Source organism: Pseudomonas sp. A (assembly GCF_056270345.1).
Genome location: NZ_CM149873.1, coordinates 2784526 through 2804722, shown reverse-complemented (window position 1 = coordinate 2804722; position 20197 = coordinate 2784526). Strand labels below are relative to the sequence as shown.

Genomic DNA, 20197 nt, shown 5'->3' with positions numbered 1-20197 from the left:
GAAATACGTACTAGTGCGTGCTGATTCTTTCCTTAGCATCGCCGTCGCGCTTCTCATCTTTCGCGACAATCTCCGGAGCCACATCTGGCAAGGGCTCCGGGGCGTATTGCAGCGCAATTTGGAGGACTTCGTCAATCCATTTGACCGGTTTGATCTGAAGATCCTGTTTGATATTTTCCGGAATCTCCTTCAGATCGCGAACATTCTCCTCTGGAATGATCACCGTCTTGATCCCGCCGCGGTGTGCCGCCAGCAGTTTTTCCTTGAGGCCACCGATGGCCAGGACCTGGCCGCGCAAGGTGATCTCACCGGTCATCGCCACGTCGGCGCGTACCGGGATCTGGGTCAGGGCCGACACCAGCGCGGTGCACATGCCGATACCGGCGCTCGGGCCATCCTTGGGCGTGGCGCCTTCGGGCATGTGGATGTGAACGTCGCGCTTCTCGTGGAAGTCTGCGGCGATCCCCAGGCTCTGGGCACGGCTGCGCACCACCGTCTGCGCGGCGGTGATCGACTCGACCATGACGTCGCCGAGCGAGCCGGTCTTGATCAACTGGCCCTTGCCCGGGATGACCACGGCCTCGATGGTCAGCAGTTCGCCGCCCACCTGGGTCCAGGCCAGGCCCGTGACCTGGCCGATCTGGTCCTGCTGCTCGGCCAGGCCGTAGCGGAACTTGCGCACCCCCAGCAGCTGCTCGAGCTGCTCGCCGCTGACCTTGACCTTCACCTGCTTGGCCCCGGTGTGCTCCTTGACCACCTTGCGGCAGACCTTGGCGATCTGGCGCTCCAGGCCACGCACGCCGGCTTCGCGGGTGTAGTAACGGATGATATCGCGGATGGCCGAAACATCGACCTCCAGCTCGTCCTTCTTCAGGCCGTTGGCCTTGACCTGCTTGGGCACCAGGTACTTGACCGCGATGTTGATCTTCTCGTCCTCGGTGTAACCCGGCAGGCGGATGACTTCCATGCGGTCGAGCAGCGCCGGCGGGATGTTCATCGAGTTCGAGGTGCACAGGAACATCACGTCCGAGAGGTCGTAGTCGACTTCCAGGTAGTGGTCGTTGAAGTTGTGGTTCTGTTCGGGGTCGAGCACCTCGAGCAGCGCCGAGGCCGGATCGCCACGCATGTCGCTGCCCATCTTGTCGATCTCGTCGAGCAGGAACAGCGGATTGCGTACGCCGACCTTGGTCATTTTCTGAATCAGACGACCGGGCATCGAACCGATGTAGGTACGACGGTGGCCACGGATCTCGGCCTCGTCACGCACGCCGCCCAGGGCCATGCGCACGAACTTGCGGTTGGTGGCGGCGGCGATCGACTCGGCCAGCGAGGTCTTGCCCACGCCGGGCGGGCCGACCAGGCACAGCACCGGGCCACGGATCTTCTTCACGCGCTTCTGTACGGCGAGGTACTCGAGGATGCGTTCCTTGACCTCTTCCAGGCCGTAGTGGTCGGCATCGAGGATTTCCTCGGCCTTGGCCAGGTCCAGGCGCACCTTGCTCTGGGCCTTCCACGGCACCTGCACCAGCCAGTCGAGGTACGAACGCACCACGGTGGCCTCGGCCGACATCGGCGACATCTGCTTGAGCTTGTTCAGCTCGGCCTGGGCCTTGGCCAGGGCGTCTTTCGGCAGGCCGGCGGCGTCGATGCGCTTCTTCAGCTCCTCGACTTCGTTGTGGCCTTCGTCGCCATCGCCGAGCTCCTTCTGAATGGCCTTCATCTGCTCATTCAGGTAGTACTCGCGCTGGCTGCGCTCCATCTGCTTCTTGACCCGACCACGGATACGCTTCTCGACCTGCAGCAGGTCGATCTCGGCGTCCAGCAGCGCCAGCACGTGCTCGACGCGGGCCTGCAGGTCGACAATCTCGAGGATCTCCTGCTTCTGCTCGATCTTCAGCGCCATGTGCGCGGCCATGGTGTCGACCAGGCGACCCGGCTCCTCGATGCTGTTGAGCGAGGACAACACTTCGGCGGGGACCTTCTTGCCCAGCTGCACGTACTGCTCGAACTGCGACAGCAAGGTCCGCACGAACACTTCGGACTCGCGCTCGGCGGTCTCGGTTTCGTCGATCAGGCTGACTTCGGCGCGGATATGGCCGTCGACTTCGTTGAAACGCTCCACGGCGCCGCGCTGCTCACCCTCGACCAGCACCTTGACGGTGCCATCGGGCAGCTTGAGCAGTTGCAGCACGGTGGCGACGGTGCCCACGCGATACAGGGCGTCTTCGCCCGGATCATCGTCGGCCGGATTCTTCTGGGCCAGCAGGAGGATCTGCTTCTCGCCCGTCATCGCGGCCTCGAGGGCCTCGATAGACTTCTCACGCCCCACGAACAGTGGGATGACCATGTGCGGATAGACGACGACGTCACGCAATGGCAAAAGAGGCAAGTCGAGGGTGGTCTTCATGATTTCGCCTCTACAGCGGCCTTGGTGGCCGGAAACCGTTGGAAATGGTGCTTGGGGCTAATGTGGGGGCAGCCCTGGGAAATTACAAGCGCCCAGGCCATGAAATGCAAAAAGGGGCCTGAAAGGCCCCTTCTTGCGTGCTGCCCCTTGCCCGATCAGGCGTCGGGGGCGGCCTTGGCTTGCGGCTCGCTGTTCTCGTAGATGAGCAGCGGCTGCGACGAGCCTTCGATGACGCTCTCGTCGATCACCACCTTGCTGACATCCTTCTGCGAAGGAATCTCGTACATGGTGTCGAGCAGCACGCCCTCGAGAATCGAACGCAGGCCGCGGGCGCCAGTCTTGCGCTCCAGAGCCTTGCGTGCCACGGCCTTGAGCGCATCGCTGCGGAACTCGAGGTCGACGTCTTCCATCTCGAACAGCCTGGCGTACTGCTTGGTCAGCGCGTTCTTCGGCTCGGTGAGGATCTGCATCAGCGCAGCCTCGTCCAGCTCGTCCAGGGTCGCCAGCACCGGCAAGCGGCCGACAAACTCCGGAATCAGGCCGAACTTGACCAGATCGTCCGGCTCGACCTCACGCAGCGACTCGCCGACCTTCTTGCCCTCTTCCTTGCTGCGCACTTCGGCACCGAAGCCGATGCCGCCTTTGGTCGAGCGGTTCTGGATGACCTTTTCCAGGCCCGAGAAGGCGCCACCGCAGATGAACAGGATATTGCGGGTGTCGACCTGCAGGAATTCCTGTTGCGGGTGCTTGCGGCCCCCTTGCGGCGGCACGGAGGCCACGGTGCCTTCGATCAGCTTCAGCAACGCCTGCTGCACGCCCTCGCCCGAGACATCACGGGTGATGGACGGGTTGTCCGACTTGCGCGAGATCTTGTCGATCTCGTCGATGTAGACAATGCCCATCTGGGCCTTTTCCACGTCGTAGTCGCACTTCTGCAGCAGTTTCTGAATGATGTTCTCGACGTCCTCACCGACATAACCGGCTTCGGTCAGGGTGGTGGCGTCGGCAATGGTGAACGGTACGTTCAGCAGGCGCGCGAGCGTCTCGGCGAGCAGCGTCTTGCCCGAGCCGGTCGGCCCGATCAGCAGGATGTTGCTTTTGCCCAGTTCGACTTCGTCGCCCTTCTTGTCACGCTGGTTCAGGCGCTTGTAGTGGTTGTACACCGCTACTGCCAGCACCTTTTTCGCGCGCTCCTGACCAATGACGTACTGGTCCAGGATTCCGCTGATTTCTTTCGGCGAGGGTAACTTGTGCGCGTTGCTCTCGGCCTGGGCTTCCTGCACCTCCTCACGGATGATGTCATTGCACAGGTCGACGCACTCGTCGCAAATAAATACCGAGGGGCCGGCAATCAATTTACGCACTTCATGCTGGCTTTTGCCGCAGAAAGAGCAGTAGAGCAATTTGCCGTTGTCCTCGCCGTTACGGGTGTCAGTCATTCGATCGATCCAATCCGGTAGGCTTGAAACACAAGATGAAGGCAATCGCTGGCTTTTTCAAGTCCGCGCTCGGGCGCAATCAGCGCCCGAACGCTCTGGCGCATTGCTTCAGGATGCCAGTTGCCGCTTGTCGTAGACCGAGTCGATCAGGCCGTACTCGGCCGCGCGCGCGGCGCTCATGAAGTTGTCGCGCTCGGTGTCGCGTTTGATGGTCTCGAGGTCCTGGCCGGTGTGGTGGGCCAGCAGCTCGTTCAGGCGCGCCTTGATGTTGAGGATTTCCTGGGCGTGGATTTCGATGTCGGTCGCCTGGCCCTGGAAGCCGCCCAACGGCTGGTGAATCATCACCCGCGAGTTTGGCAGGCAGTGGCGCTTGCCGGCGGCACCGGCCGCGAGCAGGAAGGCGCCCATGCTGCAGGCCTGGCCGATACAGATGGTCGAGACGTCCGGCTTGATGAACTGCATGGTGTCGTAGATCGACATGCCGGCAGTTACCGAGCCGCCCGGGGAGTTGATATAAAGATGGATATCCTTGTCCGGGTTTTCCGCCTCAAGGAACAGCAACTGCGCCACCACCAGGTTGGCCATGTAGTCTTCTACGGGGCCGACCAGGAAGATCACGCGCTCCTTCAGGAGGCGCGAATAGATGTCGTAGGCACGTTCGCCACGGGCGGACTGCTCGATAACCATCGGGACCAGACCGCCTGCGGCCTGGATGTCAGAGCTTTGCTGAATATAAGAATTGCGGGACATGTCCTGCACTCGCTCCCAAATAGTCATGGCTTGAATACGCACAAGCCAGCGCGAAGGCTGGCTTGTGGGGGTTTCCTACGAGAGTAGCCTGTTACTCAGCGTCGGCAGCAGCCTGTGCTGGTTTGACGGCTTCTTCGTACGAGACCGATTTGTCGGTCACAGTCGCTTTCTGCAGGACAGTATCTACAACTTGCTCTTCCAGCACAACCGAACGGACTTCGTTCAGTTGCTGGTCGTTCTTGTAGTACCAGGCGATGACCTGCTCAGGCTCCTGGTAGGCCGAGGCCATCTCTTCGATGACTTCACGAACCTTGGCTTCGTCCGGCTTCAGGTCGAACTGCTTGACCACTTCGGCGACGATCAGGCCCAGCACGACGCGGCGCTTGGCTTGCTCTTCGAACAGCTCGGCCGGCAGTTGGTCAGGCTTGATGTTGCCACCGAACTGCTGGACAGCCTGCACGCGCAGACGGTTGACTTCGTTTTCCAGCAGGGCTTTCGGCACGTCGACCGGGTTGGCGGCCAGCAGACCGTCCATGACCTGGTTCTTGACCTTGGCCTTGATGGCCTGGCGCAGCTCACGCTCCATGTTCTTGCGAACTTCGGCGCGGAAGCCTTCCAGGGTCGATTCCTTGATGCCGAACTGGGCGAAGAAGGCTTCGTTCAGCTCTGGCAGCACAGGGGCCGATACGCTGTTGACAGTGATGGTGAACTCAGCGGCTTTGCCAGCCAGGTCGAGGTTCTGGTAGTCCTCTGGGAAGGTCACGTTGACCACGCGCTCTTCACCGGCCTTGGCGCCTACCAGGCCGTCTTCGAAGCCCGGGATCATGCGGCCGGAACCCAGCACCAGCTGGGTGCCTTTGGCCGAACCGCCGGCGAAGGCTTCACCGTCGATCTTGCCGACGAAGTCGATGTTGACCTGGTCGTCGTTTGCAGCGGCGCGCTCGACGGCCTCGAAACGGGTGTTCTGCTTGCGCAGGACTTCCAGCATGTTGTCCAGGTCGGCGTCAGCCACTTCGGCGCTCAGGCGCTCGACGGCGATCGACTCGAAACCGGCAACGGTGAATTCAGGGAAGACTTCGAAGATGGCGACGAACTCGAGGTCCTTACCCTTCTCGAACGACTTCGGCTCGACGGCAGGCGCGCCAGCCGGGTTCAGCTTCTGCTCGACGATGGCTTCGTAGAAGGAAGCCTGGACCAGGTCACCGAAAGCCTCTTGGCGGGCATCGGCTTCGAAACGCTGGCGGATCACGCTCATTGGCACCTTGCCCGGACGGAAGCCGGCAACCTTGGCGCGCTTGGCAGTCTGCTGCAGACGCTTGTTGACTTCGTTCTCGACGCGCTCGGCCGGAACGGCGATGGTCATGCGGCGCTCGAGAGCGGAAGTGTTTTCAACAGAAACTTGCATGGATATTCCTCGTTGCACAGACGTTAGCCGGCGATAGCCCGACTCCAGAATCAAGGGCAAACATTCTAGTGACTCATCAAGCAGAAGTCACCCCACCTGGATTGTCGGCGAGCCGCGCCGGTCGATTTCCTTGAAAGGCCCGCCCGCCTTGGCGTCGAGCCTGTTTCATTCACGGCCGCGCACGCCCTTGTTGCGTGCGCGGTTGTAAAACCTTGTCAAACAAACAGTGGCCAGTTGAGATATGGGTATGAGTGGGTGGTTTCAAGGGGGATTGCGTCAGGGCCGGCGGGCGTTCGCCGAAGGCCCTGCAGCGCCCTTGAGATCGAGCGCCGCCCGCGCGGCGCTCGATCTGATAGGCGCCAGAGATCCCTCGGCGAACACCTGGTCGCCCTGACGCAATACCACCTAAAATCCCAACCTACTCCAGATCAAGCCCATTGAACTGGCAATACTCTCCCCACTCCAACCCCAGCGCCTCGGCCACCTCGCGATGAGTCTCCAGGCGCATGGCCTGCAGCTGCTCCGGCGACTCGGCGATCAGCTGCAAGGCATACTCCCAGGGCTCGACGCCCTGCTCCTGCGCCGCATCCTCGAACGCCCACTCGATCTGCTGGGCCTGCTCACGAGCATCCAACTCGCGGATCTCCTCGAGCAGCTGCGGGTTGGCCTCGGCGAAACGTTGCAGCGCCAGGGCCTGGCGCGCTTCTTTTGCGATCATCTGCGCTATTCCTCTGCCGGCACCTCGGCCAGCCCTTCAACCGGCTGAAATCTATCAGCTTTTGTAGCAAGGCCACCAGAGGCCGCCAACGCCAGAAACGACAAAGGCGCCCGGTCATACGACCAAGGCGCCTTCGTAAAATATGGGGTGGACGATGGGAATCGAACCCACGACAACCGGAATCACAATCCGGCGCTCTACCAACTGAGCTACGCCCACCATAATGCAGTGTTGCGGTACAGCCTTACAGAAACATGGTGCGGACGAAGAGACTCGAACTCTTACAGCTTGCGCCGCTGGAACCTAAATCCAGTGTGTCTACCAATTTCACCACGTCCGCATGAAACTCAAAAACAAAGGCGCCGGATCATTCAATCGAGGCGCCCCTGCAGAATCTGGGGTGGACGATGGGAATCGAACCCACGACAACCGGAATCACAATCCGGCGCTCTACCAACTGAGCTACGCCCACCATATTGCGGTACTGCTTACTTGCCCAGGCCTTAATGGCGCACCCGGCAGGACTCGAACCTGCGACCATCCGCTTAGAAGGCGGATGCTCTATCCAGCTGAGCTACGGGCGCTTAAGCTTACAGTCCAGCCGAACAAACGAACCGCTTATTCTGCCCGACTTTGCCAACCCGTGCCAGGCAGTGCCCGACAAGTGCGGCGAATCTTATAGGCGACCCCGCAGGTCGTCAACACCTTTCGCAAAAAAATTTAAATTATTGAAGGGGTTAGGGGATTTGCCCGACCACCCGCCTTTGCCCTTGGGCCGTGTCGTGCGAGAATGCGCGCTTCTTATATATGTTCCCTTCTCGATGGTTAATCACGCGTCTATGACTGCACACCTAATCGATGGCAAGGCGATCGCCGCCAACCTGCGCCAGCAGATCGCCCAACGTGTCGCCGAGCGTCGCCAGCAGGGCCTGCGCACGCCAGGCCTGGCGGTGATCCTGGTCGGTACCGACCCGGCCTCCCAAGTCTATGTCTCGCACAAGCGCAAGGACTGCGAAGAGGTCGGCTTCATCTCCCAGGCGTTCGACCTGCCCAGCGAGACCACGCAGCAAGCCCTGACCGACCTGATCGATCGCCTCAACGATGACCCGGCCGTCGACGGTATCCTGCTGCAGTTGCCGCTGCCCGAGCACCTGGACGCCTCCCTGCTGCTCGAGCGCATCCGCCCGGACAAGGACGTGGACGGTTTCCACCCCTACAACATCGGCCGCCTGGCCCAGCGCATCCCGCTGCTGCGCCCGTGCACGCCGAAGGGCATCATGACCCTGCTGCACAGCACCGGCCAGGACCTGTACGGCATGAACGCGGTGATCGTCGGCGCGTCCAACATCGTCGGCCGGCCGATGGCCATGGAGCTGCTGCTGGCCGGCTGCACCGTCACCGTCTGCCACCGCTTCACCAAGGACCTGGCCGGCCACGTCGGCCGCGCCGACCTGGTGGTGGTCGCCGCCGGCAAGCCGGGCCTGGTCAAGGGTGAGTGGGTCAAGGAAGGCGCCATCGTCATCGACGTCGGCATCAACCGCCAGGACGACGGCAAGCTGGTCGGCGACGTGGTCTACGAGACTGCCCTGCCCCGCGCCGGCTGGATCACCCCAGTGCCGGGCGGCGTGGGCCCGATGACCCGTGCGTGCCTGCTGGAAAACACCCTGTACGCGGCTGAAGAGCTGCACAAGTAGGTTGTTCCGGCAATGACGCAACGGCGCCTCTCGAGGCGCCGTTTTCGTTTGTGCACTTCATCCTCGTGGGAGCGGGCTTGCCCCGCGATGGCGATGGGGCTGCCGACGCCATCGCGGGGCAAGCCCGCTCCCACGAGTGCTATATCAGCCGATTCCGCTGCCAAGCTAGCCATTTCAGCTGGACCGGCTGCCCACCCTCCACGCTTCAGCCGGGATTGCCTCGCGATCCCTCTGACAATGGTCACACAGCCCACCCGTGGATGCGTGCCCAATGCAAACAACAAATACCGTCCTCATGATTCGCCCGGCGCGGTTCGCCTTCAACCCCGACACCGCCGCCAACAACCGCTTCCAGCAGGCGCCGCCGGACCCGCAGGCCGCCAGCGAAAAGGCCCTGGAAGAGTTCGACGGCTACGTCGACACCCTGCGCCAGCACGGCGTCGATGTGCTGGTGGTACAGGACACCCCCGAACCCCATACCCCCGATTCGATCTTCCCCAACAACTGGTGGAGCAGCCACGCCGACGGCAGCCTGGTGCTGTACCCGATGGAGGGCGAGAACCGCCGCCTGGAGCGCAGCAAGGGCGTACTGGGCGTGCTGCAGGAGCGCTTCGCCATCCAGCGCACCATCGACCTGAGCCCGCTGGAACAGCAGAATCTGTTCCTCGAAGGCACCGGCAGCATGGTCCTGGACCGCGAGCACCGCATCAGCTACGCCTGCCACTCCGGGCGCACCCACGAACGCGCCCTGCGCCAGTTCGCCGAGCGCCTGGACTACCGCCTGTGCCTGTTCAACGCCATGGACCGCCGCCAGGCGCCGATCTACCACAGCAACGTGATGATGAACGTCGGCCGCCAGCTCGCCGTGGCCTGCCTCGACGCCCTGCCCCACCCCGATGAACGCCGCACCCTGGAGCATTCGCTGCGCGACACTGGCAAGCAGGTGCTGGCGCTGAACTTCGACCAGTTGGAGAACTTCGCCGGCAACATGCTCGAAGTCCACGACCGCGACGGCCGCTCCCTGCTGGTCATGTCGCGCAGCGCCTGGCATGCGCTCGATACCGACCAGCGCCGCCAGGTCGAGCGGCACAGCCACCCACTGGTGGTGAACATCGACCATATCGAACGCATCGGTGGCGGCAGCGCGCGCTGCATGCTCGCCGAAGTCCACCTGCCCTCGCGCCACTGACTCGACAAGGAGAATCATCATGACCCGCTACATCGACGTGCACGACCTCGCCCACCTGGTCAACCGCAAGGGATTGCCCACCTGCCTGGCCGAGATGGCCGAGTACATCCGCCAGGACTACCTGCGCTGGCACGACTTCGAGAAATGCCCACGCCTGGCCAACCACTCGACGGACGGGGTGATCGAACTGATGCCGGTGTCCGACGCCAACCTGTACGCCTTCAAGTACGTCAACGGCCACCCGAAGAACACCCACAATGGGCTGCTCACAGTGATGGCCTTCGGCGCCCTGGGCGATGTCGACACCGGCGCGCCGGTGCTGCTCAGCGAGATGACCCTGACCACCGCCATCCGCACCGCCGCCACCTCGGCCCTGGCCGCCCGCTACCTGGCGCGCCCGGACAGCAAGCGCATGGCGCTGATCGGCAATGGCTCGCAGAGCGAATTCCAGGCCATCGCCTTCCATACTTTGCTGGGCATCGAGGAGATCCGTCTGTTCGATATCGACCGCAAGGCCTCGGAGAAACTGGCGGCCAACCTGGCCGGTTTCCCGCAGCTTAAGCTGATGATTGCCGGCAGTGTGACCGAGGCGGTGCGCGGCGCCGACATCGTCACCACGGTCACCGCCGACAAGGCCTACGCCACCATCCTCACCCCACAGATGATCGAGCCGGGCATGCACCTCAATGCCGTGGGCGGCGACTGCCCGGGCAAGACCGAGCTGCACCGCGACATCGTCGAGCGGGCGCGGGTGATCGTCGAGTACGAACCGCAGAGCCGGATCGAGGGCGAGATCCAGCAGATGCCGGCGGACTCGCCGACCACCGAGTTCTGGCAGGTGGCCGAGGGGATCGCCGCCGGCCGTGAGAGTGCCGCGCAGGTGACGCTGTTCGACTCGGTCGGCTTCGCCCTGGAGGACTACTCGGCGCTGCGCTATGTGCTGGATGTGGCCAGGGCGCTGGACATCGGGCGCGACATCGCGCTGGTGCCGCAGCTGGAGAATCCGAAGGACCTGTTTGCCCTGCTGCAGCCGAAAGCGGCGCAACGCAAGGCCAGCGCCGCCTGACAGCCCCCCCCCCTGTAGGAGCGGCCTTGTGCCGCGAAAGGGCCGCAAAGCGGCCCCGGCAATCTGTGCGTCGAAGCTGATATCTGGGGCCGCTGCGCAGCCCTTTCGCGGCACAAGGCCGCTCCTACAGGGGACCGCGTACACCGCGACCGACAAGCATGACGGTCGCTCGACCTGACAGAAACCGCTGTCGCACTTCCGTAAATCTTTGTCGGAACAGCCGATTCGGCTGCAAAAAGAATCTTTACAGCCGAATCCGGCAGCCCACGCGCAGGCAAACGACACAAAAAACCTGTCTATCTCGCGCATTCTGAGCCCGACCCATGAGTCACCGACGGACCTACACGCGCTAATCGCCCTACTACCAATAACAACACCCAGGGACCCAAGACCATGCCCTCCATGCGAAAACGCCTCGGCGTGCTGCTGTTCTCGTTGTGCGCCACCACCCTCACCCAAGCCAAGGAGTGGACCGAAATCCGCTTCGGCGTCTTCCCCGAATACCCGCCGTTCGAATCCGTCGCCGCCGATGGCAGCCTGCAAGGCTTCGACATCGACCTGGGCAATGCCATCTGCGCCAAGCTGCAGGTCAAATGCACCTGGGTGCACAACGAATTCGACGGCATGATCCCCGCCCTGCGCGCCCGCAAGTTCGACGCCATCATGTCGTCGATGGCCGTCACCCCGGCCCGCCTGAAGCAGATCGACTTCAGCAACCGCCTGTTCCTCAGCCCCACCTCGGTGATCGTGCGCAAGTCGGCCGACTTCGGCGACAGCGCCGAATCGCTCAAGGGCAAGCAGGTCGGCGTGCTTCAGGGCTCGCTACAGGAAGCCTACGCCCGCGCCGTGCTGGCGCCGCTGGGCGCGCAGGTCAAGGCCTACCAGGGCCAGGACCAGAACTACGCCGACCTGCTCAACGGCCGCCTCGACGCCACCGTCACCGACAAGCTCGAAGCCCAGCTGAACTTCCTCTCCAAGCCTGAAGGCGCCGACTTCAGGAGTGGCCCGGCGATCAAGGACCCGACCCTGCCGCTGGACATCGCCATGGGCCTGCGCAAGACCGACCCCGAGCTCAAGGCCCTGCTCGACAAGGGCATCGCCATGATCCACGCCGACGGCACCTATGCCGAGATCCAGAAGAAGTACGTCGGCGACCTGGATATCTATAACGAGTGAGTTCCCACCGGCCTCTTCGCGGGCAAGCCCGCTCCCACAGGTAACCACCAGCGTTCGGCCTGCACACATCCTGTGGGAGCGGGTTCACCCGCGAAGAAACCACCGCGAGATCCCCGTCATGCACGACTTCCTCACAAGCGGCCTGCAAGGCTTCGGCCCGCTGCTGGCCCAAGGCACCTGGATGACCGTCAAGCTGGCCCTGCTGTCGCTGGCGCTGAGCCTCGCGCTCGGCCTGATCGGCGCCAGCGCCAAGCTGTCGCGATCCCGGCTGCTGCGCCTGCCAGCCACCCTGTACACCACGCTGATCCGCAGCGTCCCGGACCTGGTGCTGATCCTGCTGATCTTCTACAGCATGCAGATCTGGCTCAACGACCTGACCGAGGCGCTGGGCTGGGACTATGTCGAGATCGACCCGTTCGGCGCCGGGGTCATCACCCTGGGCTTCATCTATGGCGCGTACTTCACCGAGAACTTTCGCGGCGCCATCCTCAGCGTGCCCGCCGGCCAGCTGGAGGCCGCCACTGCCTACGGCCTGAGCCGGGCACAGCGGTTTCGGCTGGTGCTGTTCCCGCAACTGATGCGCTTCGCCCTACCGGGGCTGGGCAACAACTGGCTGGTGCTGCTCAAGTCCACCGCGCTGGTGTCGATCATCGGCCTGGCCGACCTGGTCAAGGCCGCGCAGAACGCCGGCAAGAGCACCAACGACGTGTTGTTCTTCCTGTGCCTGGCGGGCCTGGTGTACCTGCTCATCACCACCCTGTCCAACCGCCTGCTCAAGCACCTCGAGCGGCGCTACAACATCGGCATCAAGGAGCTGGCGCGATGATCGAACTCCTTCAGGAATACGGCCTGGCCTACCTGTACCACGACGGCAGCGGCCTGTCGGGCCTGGCCATGACCCTCTGGCTGTTCCTGGCCAGCATGGTGCTGGGCTTCGCCCTGTCGCTGCCCCTGGCCCTGGCACGCACCTCGCGCCACGCCTGGCTGCGCCTGCCGGTGCAGCTGTACACCTTCGTGTTCCGCGGCACGCCGCTCTATATCCAGCTGCTGATCTGCTACACCGGGCTCTACGGCCTGCAGGTGGTGCGCGAGCATGCCCTGCTCGACCAGTTTTTCCGCAACGCGCTCAACTGCACCCTGCTGGCCTTTGTGCTCAACACCTGCGCCTACACCGTGGAGATCTTCGCCGGGGCCATCCGCAACTTGCCCGCCGGCGAATTGGAAGCGGCCCAGGCCTACGGCCTGCGCGGCTGGAGGCTCAACCTGTTCCTGGTCCTGCCGGCGGCCCTGCGCCGCTCGCTGCCGGCCTACAGCAACGAGCTGATCCTGATGCTGCACGCCACCTCGCTGGCCTTCACCGCCACCGTCGCCGACATCCTCAAGGTGGCCCGCGACGCCAACGCCGCGACCTTCCTGACCTTCCAGGCCTTCGGCGTGGCCGCCCTGCTGTACATGCTGCTGTCCTTCGCCCTGGTCGGCCTGTTCCGCGTGGCCGAACGGCGCTGGATGCGCTTCCTTGACCCTGTACGAGGCTGAACCCATGACCGCTACCGCACTGCCACTCACCACCTTCGAACAGGCCCCCTTGGCGCGTGCCCATGCCGGCACCCTCAAGCTCAGCGTCGACGGCCTGCACAAGCACTACGGCGAGCACCAGGTGCTCAAGGGCGTCTCGCTGCAGGCGCGCAAGGGCGACGTGATCAGCCTGATCGGCGCCAGCGGCTCGGGCAAGAGCACCTTCCTGCGCTGCATCAACTTCCTCGAAAAGCCCAACGCCGGCAGCATCACCCTCGACGGCCAGACCCTCGACCTGAGCAAGGGCACCCCGCCAGCGGCCCAGCTGCAAAACCTGCGCACGCGCCTGGCCATGGTGTTCCAGCACTTCAACCTGTGGAGCCACCTGACGGTGCTGGAGAACATCTGCCTGGCACCGCGCAAGGTGCTGGGCATCAGCGCCGGCGAAGCCGAGGCGCGGGCACGCAAGTACCTGGACAAGGTCGGCCTGCCGGCCCGCGCCGCCGACCAGTACCCGGCGTTTCTCTCCGGCGGCCAGCAACAGCGCGTGGCCATCGCCCGGGCGCTGGCGATGGAGCCGGAAATCATCCTGTTCGACGAGCCCACCTCGGCACTGGACCCCGAGCTGGTCGGCGAAGTGCTCAAGGTGATACAGACGCTTGCCGAGGAAGGACGTACCATGCTCATGGTCACCCATGAAATGGGGTTCGCCCGCCAGGTGTCGAGCCAGGTGCTGTTCCTGCACCAGGGCCTGGTCGAGGAAAGCGGCAGCGCCGAGATCCTCGACCAGCCACAGAGCGAGCGCCTGCGGCAGTTCCTCTCCAATCGTCTGAAGTGAAGTCACGCCGCATATGGATACCAAGGCCATCACCCCCGCCGCCGCACCGCTGGATCGCATCGACGAAGCGATCATCGACGTGCTGCGACACCAAGGAAGGATCACCTACGAGAAGCTCTCCACCCTCGTGCACCTGACCCCCAGGCCCTGCCTGGAACGGGTGCGCAAGCTGGAGCGGCGCGGGGTGATCCGCGGTTACGGGGCCATCATCGACCTGCAGCAGGTCTCCCCCGGGTTGTCGTTGCTGGTGCTGGTGGCGTTGTCCAACCAGAGCGGGCGCTCGGCGCAGCGGGCCTTCGAGGCCACCGTGCGCGCCTGCCCGCAGGTCTACGAGTGCCAGCTGATCAGCGGGCATTTCGACTACAGCCTGCGCATGCGCTGCCGCGACATGGAGCACTACCGGGTGCTGACCGAGACCTGGATGAACAACGACGAGCTGCATATCGACAAGCTGGTGGCGCATCCGGAGCTGGCGGCGGTGAAGAGCACGGCGCCGCAGGCGTGAGCCAAGGTAGCGCTTGTGGCGCAAGATAGTGGCTTAGTAACATTACTGGATCCAATGACCACGCCTCGCGGGTGAACCCGCGGGGCGTTTCCACATTTCCAGGGATGTACAGCCGTGGCCAGCAACCAATCCAACGATTCGCGTATTCGTTTTCCCATCGAGCAGAAGGAACAGGCGGCACAGCGGGAGCACAGTACGTTGCTGGCGCGGGATATCTACAAGGACCTGGCCGACCTGCTTGAGGACGGCCTCAAGAGCCAACCTGACCGGGACGATCTGGACCAGCACCGTTCGCACAATGCGATTCTGATCGATGGCAAGCGCGGCACAGGCAAAAGCTCGGTACTGGTCAACCTCAACCTGTATCTGGAGAACGAACGGGCTGATCTGGCCAAAGCCATTCATGTGCTCAAGCCAGTGGACCCGACCCTGCTGGAGGACACCGACGATCTGTTCCTGAACGTGATCGTCGCCGCGCTCATCCGGGACAAGTCGGTCGCCGAAGCGCTCAGCCGCGCAGACCACAGGGCCGAAGAGTTCCACCATCAGTTGCAGCTGCTGGGCAATACCCTGGAGCAACTGCAGTCCCAGCGCAACAAGTACGGCCTGGACAAGGTCAGGGCGTTCATGGGCAGCCACGACCTGAACAAGCAGGTGCATGAACTGTTCAAGAAATCGCTTGAGCTGATCGGCAAGAAGCTCCTGGTCCTGCCGATCGACGACGTCGATACCTCCCTGAACCGGGCCTTCGAGAACCTCGAGGTGGTAAGGCGCTACCTGACCTCTCCTTACGTTCAGCCCATCATCAGCGGTGACCTGGCGCTCTACCATGAAGTGACCTGGCGCGACTTCTACAGCAAGCTGACGCAGAACAGCAAGATCAAGACCCGTGATGCCCTGGACACCGCCAAGAGCCTGGCGACCGAGTATCAGCGCAAGATCATGCCGCTGCAGCTTCGCAGGGACATGCCCACGGCGGCGAACTACCTGGCGAACGAGGAAATCCTGCTCTGCAAGGACAGCGAGGAGTATTTCTCCCTGCCCGTGTTCTGGCGCTGGATCGACGCGCTGCTCAATGAACGGCTGAACACCCCCACCGAACGACGCCTTTCGATCAAGCTGGAGACCGTCCGCGAGCTTACGCAGCTGATTTTTGCGTTCAGGCAGAACATTCCCGATCTCAGTGGCCTGCTCAAGCGCTGGGGCCCGTCCATTACCAATGAGTGGGCGCTGCATCGCGCGATGATCATGCCCATCGGCATCATCCCGGCGCTGAACGAATTTTCCCGGGAATACCATCGTGCGCAACGTCTTGAGGAAAAGACGCAGCGCGAGACGGCCAGTAATCATGCCTACCAGAATTTCTTCAATGCCAAGCATGAGGCGGACCCGCTCTCGGCGGTTGAGTGGCGACACTGCATCACCGAGGCCAAAAAAGTCCTGCTCAACTATCTGCATCATGAGCATGCGTCTTCGGCTGCCAGTCTGGCGCTTGAGGCGGATGCTCATATTCTGAATATCCAGACGACGCCGACCGCCCGGTTGTCGACCTTGTTCAAGGCTACCTTGTTCCAACCGACCCAGTTGTCGAAGGAGAGCGCCCTGTCATTCCCGGCCCCCCTTGTACGCTCCAACCTGGATGAATGGAAAAAGCATGCGCCGAAGGACTTGCAGGGAATCGTCAGCCTGGAGGAGCGCCACCCCTATGCACTGGCCGAAGTGGGGCATGCCATAAAGCGCTATGACACGTCAGATCTGCCGCTTGCGGCTCAATTCCTCGCTGAACTCATGCTGCATCGGAGCTTCTTCAGCGAAAGCCGAAAAACCAACATGATTTTCACCGGCCGACTCTTCGAGCTGGTGATTGCCAGCCTGGTCAGGAACCTGGAGCCGAACGATCTGAACGAGCTGATAAACCGAGCGCCGTTCTATTCTGTACCCGCCTTGAGCGACGACGACCTCGATCCTCAGGACCTTGCCCCCGAGGACAGTGCGCCAGATACCTACATCGACCCCCTGACCATTTCTCTGGCAAAAGATATTAATGACTGGCGCACGGAGCACCGGCTCGATGAGCATCCAGTTTCTGGCTGGCTGATCTTCAACGTCATGAACAGTTACTTTGCAAAGTCTTGGGAGTTCAACAAGCCGCTGAAACCCAACCAGAACCCGGCTGACCCCAGCCTGCGGATGCTGAGCATGACCGCTCGCCGGGCCTACCGGACGCTGTGGAATGCATTTGCCAGCCTGGAAAAAGGTGAAGTATTCGGCATGCCTTCTATTGTCACGAGCTTCAGCATGGGCGACAAGGACAAGTTCGAGCAGGGTCTGGCGTATCGGCAGAACATACTGCCGTTCCTCCGCCGCCACGGTGAGCAGTCGTTTGGAATAGAGACCCGCGCTTTCACCAGTGCGCTGGCGAACCACCCCATCTTCAAGATGATCGAAGAACTTCGGCAATCTGCAGATCAGCTCGAGGACTCCGAATACGGGGATGAGTGGGTTTACCCGCCCACTACTCGATCTGTTACGGAGATAATGAAACACCGCTTCAACGTTGATTCAATCGGTGACATCTATTCGGCCAGGTTCACCCGAGACGATAGCGACGCCAGGATTACTCAAGACGATATCGATGCCATTCGTCGTTTTTGCGCTAGTCAAAAAATTCCCGATGACGTCATTGATGGAAATCCTCATTTCCAACATCTGAATCGCGTAGTAGGCAAGTAAGCTTCCCATGCTCAGCCCATCCCTGCTCGAACTCACCACCGGCGCATTCTTCTCATGCCCGGTTTTCGCCGCGCGCCTGAAAAGTGACCTCCTGACCAAGGACCTCGGCCTGCGCATGCGTGAAGCCAGGTCGTTCATCGAAGAGTACCGAAGCTGTATCCGCAACGCCGTGGATCAGCGTTCCCCCGGACGGTTCAGGCTCAACGACCTTGCACGGGCCGCGGAAGAGCTCTGCCCGCTTGACCTCTTCCGCACCCCGCAGCAGAAAGCCCTGGATACCCTGTTCCAGACGTTCTTCCTGTGCAACGGCGACCATGTCCACTACCGCCCCGAGTGCCTGACGGACTACGCCCACCTGTGTGCCATGGTCGATCCGACCGTCATCGTCGCCTGGCACCTGGCGCAACGCTTCAGGCAGAACCCGCACCTGTCGGCAGCCGACGCCCAGCGCATCGTGCTGGCCCAGCAACCGCTGTTCAGCCCGCCTTCGATCGCCAACAAAGCCTTCTCCGAAGGCCATGTGCACCTGGGCGGTGCGCATTTCGAAGGCATCATCCTGATGAACCAGATCACCCACCAGCCGGGCCTGGAAGCCTTCGCGCCGCTGCATCGCCTGTGCCACGGCCTGCTCGGTGAGTGGCCGGGGCGCCTGGGCAACGGCACGCCGGACAAGATCCTCAAGCTGTACCAGCGCACCCTCGGCAAGGCCCACCTCACCAATGGGCCGCTGATCCTCAGCTGGCCGGGCTACAGCACGCTGCATCCCCATACCGAGGACCGCCGCCACCCCAGCTGGCTCAAGCTGCAACTGGCCGAGGCGATCAACACGGGCGACCTGAGCAAGGCCTGGCTGTGGCTGCTGATCTGGCTGTGGAGCCAATACCAGGATGCCGAGACGCCCCCTGTGCTGCGCATGGGCATCTTCTACCTGGTGCTGGCGCTGATGGCCGAACGGCGCAAGCTGCTGATGGATGGCCAGGGCCTTACCCGCTTCACTGCCATCTACGGCGGATTCAGCAAGGCCTCCAGGCACAATCCGCAAGAACACCTGCTGACCTACGGGCGCGCCTGCGCGCGCCAGTTGTTCCAGAACCCCGAGGATTGCGCGGAACTGAAGATCACCGAAAACGTCTTCACCAGCGACTTCATGGCCGGCTGGGTCAGCGCCCTCGAACAGCACCACGGCCAGCCGCCGATTGCCCCTCTCAAGCCCGTCAGCGCCCATCAGGCCAAGCACTTCCGCTCCCGCATGGAGCGCTGGCACCTGTGCGTGCACTTCCTGCGCCGTGAAGAACACCTGCACAAGCGCGGCAAGATCTGGTCCGATGGCGAGAAGCTCTACCGCAAGCTGCGCGAGCACTCTGGCTGGTCGGCGCCGGCGTTTCTGCACGGCAAGGTCAGCGAGCATTTTCGTTTCGATCCGAGCGCCTGGGTGCGGGGCCTGGATGTCGCGGGCGACGAGAACAAGACCCGTAACGAACTCTATGCGCCGATGCTGCGCTGGCTGCGTGCCGGCCTGCAGCCGGCCGGCCATGGCGATGGCTTCCAGGGTGGGCTGCACCTGAGCATTCACACTGGCGAGGACTATGCCCACCCTCTGTCGGGCATGCGCCATATCGACGAGACCGTGCACTTTTGCGAGATGCGCCACGGTGACCGCATCGGCCATGCGCTGGCGGTCGGCGTGTCGCCGCTGCAGTGGTGCCAGAACCAGGGCGACATGCTGCTGCCGGTGGACGAGCACCTGGACAACCTGGTGTGGCTCTGGCACCACGCCACGCAACTGGCAACTTGCGTTCCCCTGGCGAATCAGATCCTGCCGCGGCTGGAACGCCGTATTGCCCAGTTCGTGCCCCATGTCGCCTGGACCAGCCCTCATTACCTCAATGCGTTCTACCCTCGGCAGAAGCTCGGCAAAGGCCAGGCGCAATCTCAGCCCGAAGAATCGCGGCGCTACATCAACCCGCACACCCTGCATGAAGCCTGGCGCCTGCGCCGCAACTGCTTCCACATGCTCGAGCAGTACCGGCCGAACGAACCCCTCGACGACAAGATGCGCGCCGCCCTGCCCGACCGGGATATCCTGGGCACGGTCAACTTCCTCAAGCTCAACGGCCAGCATGATGACCCGGGGGCGGCGCTGCTGTACTGGCGTCGTTCCACCCTGCTCAGCCATGCCCAGTACAAGCCCCGCATGGTGCATGTGCGCATCCAGCGCCACGCCCTGGTCGAGACCCCACCGATGCCAAGCGAGCAAGGCCTGCTGCTGGACTACGAAACCCCGGAAGAGCTGGAATTCATGGAGGCATTGCAGGACCACCTGATCGAAACCTGCGACCAGCGTGGGATCATCTTCGAGACTAATCCCAGCTCGAATGTGTACATCGCCCGGATCGGCAAGCACGCCGATCACCCGATCTTCCGCTGGAACCCTCCGGACGAGAGCACGCTGGAGCGCGGCGCAATACACAATCGCTTCGGACTGCGACGCGGGCCGATCCGGGTCACGATCAATACCGACGATCCTGGCGTGATTCCGACGACCTTGCGCACCGAGTATGCGCTGCTCCAGGAAGCGGCCAAGGCGATGGGCATATCCAGGACCCGAACCGAGGAATGGCTGGAACGACTGCGGATCTATGCCAACGATCAGTTCCAGCGCAACCATCGGCCGGTGTTCAGGGACCGCTGACATAGCGTTGGGACCAAAGACGCAAGCATCACCAGCGTGGGAGCGGCAGTGCGCCGCTCCCATAGGTTAA

At 62.7% G+C, this 20197-nt stretch carries 15 protein-coding genes and 4 tRNA genes; 10 read left to right on the top strand and 9 right to left on the bottom strand.

Annotated elements, in window-relative coordinates; all coding sequences use genetic code 11:
* Positions 1 to 10: 10 nt before the first annotated feature.
* The 9 genes from lon to AC0MAZ_RS12730 form a co-directional block, all read right to left on the bottom strand.
* Positions 11 to 2407 carry an endopeptidase La gene (lon, locus tag AC0MAZ_RS12770; protein ID WP_203647382.1) on the bottom strand — a complete coding sequence of 799 codons (2397 nt, stop codon included), beginning with the start codon at positions 2405 to 2407 and terminating at the stop codon, positions 11 to 13.
* A 155-nt stretch (positions 2408 to 2562) separates the two neighbouring features.
* A complete protein-coding gene (clpX, locus tag AC0MAZ_RS12765) occupies positions 2563 to 3846 on the bottom strand; it encodes an ATP-dependent Clp protease ATP-binding subunit ClpX (protein WP_198743995.1) in 1284 nt (427 codons plus the stop codon).
* Positions 3847 to 3954: 108 nt separating this feature from the next.
* A complete protein-coding gene (gene clpP / locus AC0MAZ_RS12760) occupies positions 3955 to 4596 on the bottom strand; it encodes an ATP-dependent Clp endopeptidase proteolytic subunit ClpP (protein ID WP_043213484.1) in 642 nt (213 codons plus the stop codon).
* 91 nt (positions 4597 to 4687) lie between these two features.
* Positions 4688 to 6001, bottom strand: coding sequence for a trigger factor (tig, locus tag AC0MAZ_RS12755; protein ID WP_203647383.1), 1314 nt, complete (start codon positions 5999 to 6001; stop codon positions 4688 to 4690).
* A 418-nt stretch (positions 6002 to 6419) separates the two neighbouring features.
* On the bottom strand, positions 6420 to 6719 hold the full coding sequence (locus AC0MAZ_RS12750) for a DUF6388 family protein (protein ID WP_475861297.1): 300 nt from the start codon (positions 6717 to 6719) through the stop codon (positions 6420 to 6422).
* A gap of 143 nt (positions 6720 to 6862) precedes the next feature.
* A tRNA-His gene (locus AC0MAZ_RS12745) sits at positions 6863 to 6938 on the bottom strand.
* A gap of 36 nt (positions 6939 to 6974) precedes the next feature.
* Positions 6975 to 7059: transfer RNA gene (locus tag AC0MAZ_RS12740), tRNA-Leu, on the bottom strand.
* 56 nt (positions 7060 to 7115) lie between these two features.
* Positions 7116 to 7191: transfer RNA gene (locus AC0MAZ_RS12735), tRNA-His, on the bottom strand.
* 35 nt (positions 7192 to 7226) lie between these two features.
* Positions 7227 to 7303, bottom strand: a tRNA-Arg gene (locus AC0MAZ_RS12730).
* A 255-nt stretch (positions 7304 to 7558) separates the two neighbouring features.
* Between AC0MAZ_RS12730 and folD the strand changes: the two genes are divergently transcribed.
* From folD to rdrB, 10 genes are all read left to right on the top strand, one after another.
* Positions 7559 to 8413, top strand: coding sequence for a bifunctional methylenetetrahydrofolate dehydrogenase/methenyltetrahydrofolate cyclohydrolase FolD (gene folD / locus AC0MAZ_RS12725; protein WP_050705047.1), 855 nt, complete (start codon positions 7559 to 7561; stop codon positions 8411 to 8413).
* 271 nt (positions 8414 to 8684) lie between these two features.
* Complete coding sequence (ctlX, locus tag AC0MAZ_RS12720) at positions 8685 to 9602, top strand: citrulline utilization hydrolase CtlX (RefSeq protein ID WP_475861296.1); 918 nt, start codon at positions 8685 to 8687, stop codon at positions 9600 to 9602.
* A gap of 19 nt (positions 9603 to 9621) precedes the next feature.
* The gene (locus AC0MAZ_RS12715) at positions 9622 to 10668 is read left to right on the top strand and encodes an ornithine cyclodeaminase (protein ID WP_475861294.1); all 1047 of its coding nucleotides are present in this window, start codon (positions 9622 to 9624) and stop codon (positions 10666 to 10668) included.
* Between the two features lie 393 nt (positions 10669 to 11061).
* Positions 11062 to 11844 (top strand): ABC transporter substrate-binding protein, encoded by a 783-nt coding sequence (locus tag AC0MAZ_RS12710; protein WP_084941448.1) that lies wholly within the window; start codon positions 11062 to 11064, stop codon positions 11842 to 11844.
* Between the two features lie 118 nt (positions 11845 to 11962).
* Positions 11963 to 12670 carry an ABC transporter permease gene (locus tag AC0MAZ_RS12705; RefSeq protein ID WP_232855866.1) on the top strand — a complete coding sequence of 236 codons (708 nt, stop codon included), beginning with the start codon at positions 11963 to 11965 and terminating at the stop codon, positions 12668 to 12670.
* Positions 12667 to 13380 (top strand): ABC transporter permease, encoded by a 714-nt coding sequence (locus AC0MAZ_RS12700; protein WP_050705042.1) that lies wholly within the window; start codon positions 12667 to 12669, stop codon positions 13378 to 13380. Before AC0MAZ_RS12705 ends, AC0MAZ_RS12700 begins: the two co-directional genes overlap by 4 nt.
* A 4-nt stretch (positions 13381 to 13384) precedes the next feature.
* Entirely contained in the window at positions 13385 to 14197 is an 813-nt protein-coding gene (locus AC0MAZ_RS12695) for an ABC transporter ATP-binding protein (protein WP_232855865.1), read from the top strand.
* Between the two features lie 13 nt (positions 14198 to 14210).
* Positions 14211 to 14702, top strand: a complete 492-nt coding sequence (locus AC0MAZ_RS12690; protein WP_050705041.1) for an Lrp/AsnC family transcriptional regulator — start codon at positions 14211 to 14213, stop codon at positions 14700 to 14702.
* A gap of 114 nt (positions 14703 to 14816) precedes the next feature.
* Positions 14817 to 17435: an antiviral RADAR system adenosine triphosphatase RdrA gene (gene rdrA, locus AC0MAZ_RS12685; RefSeq protein WP_475861291.1), complete on the top strand. Its 2619-nt coding sequence runs from the start codon at positions 14817 to 14819 to the stop codon at positions 17433 to 17435.
* Positions 17436 to 17442: 7 nt separating this feature from the next.
* Entirely contained in the window at positions 17443 to 20127 is a 2685-nt protein-coding gene (gene rdrB / locus AC0MAZ_RS12680; RefSeq protein ID WP_475861289.1) for an antiviral RADAR system adenosine deaminase RdrB, read from the top strand.
* Positions 20128 to 20197 lie beyond the last annotated feature (70 nt).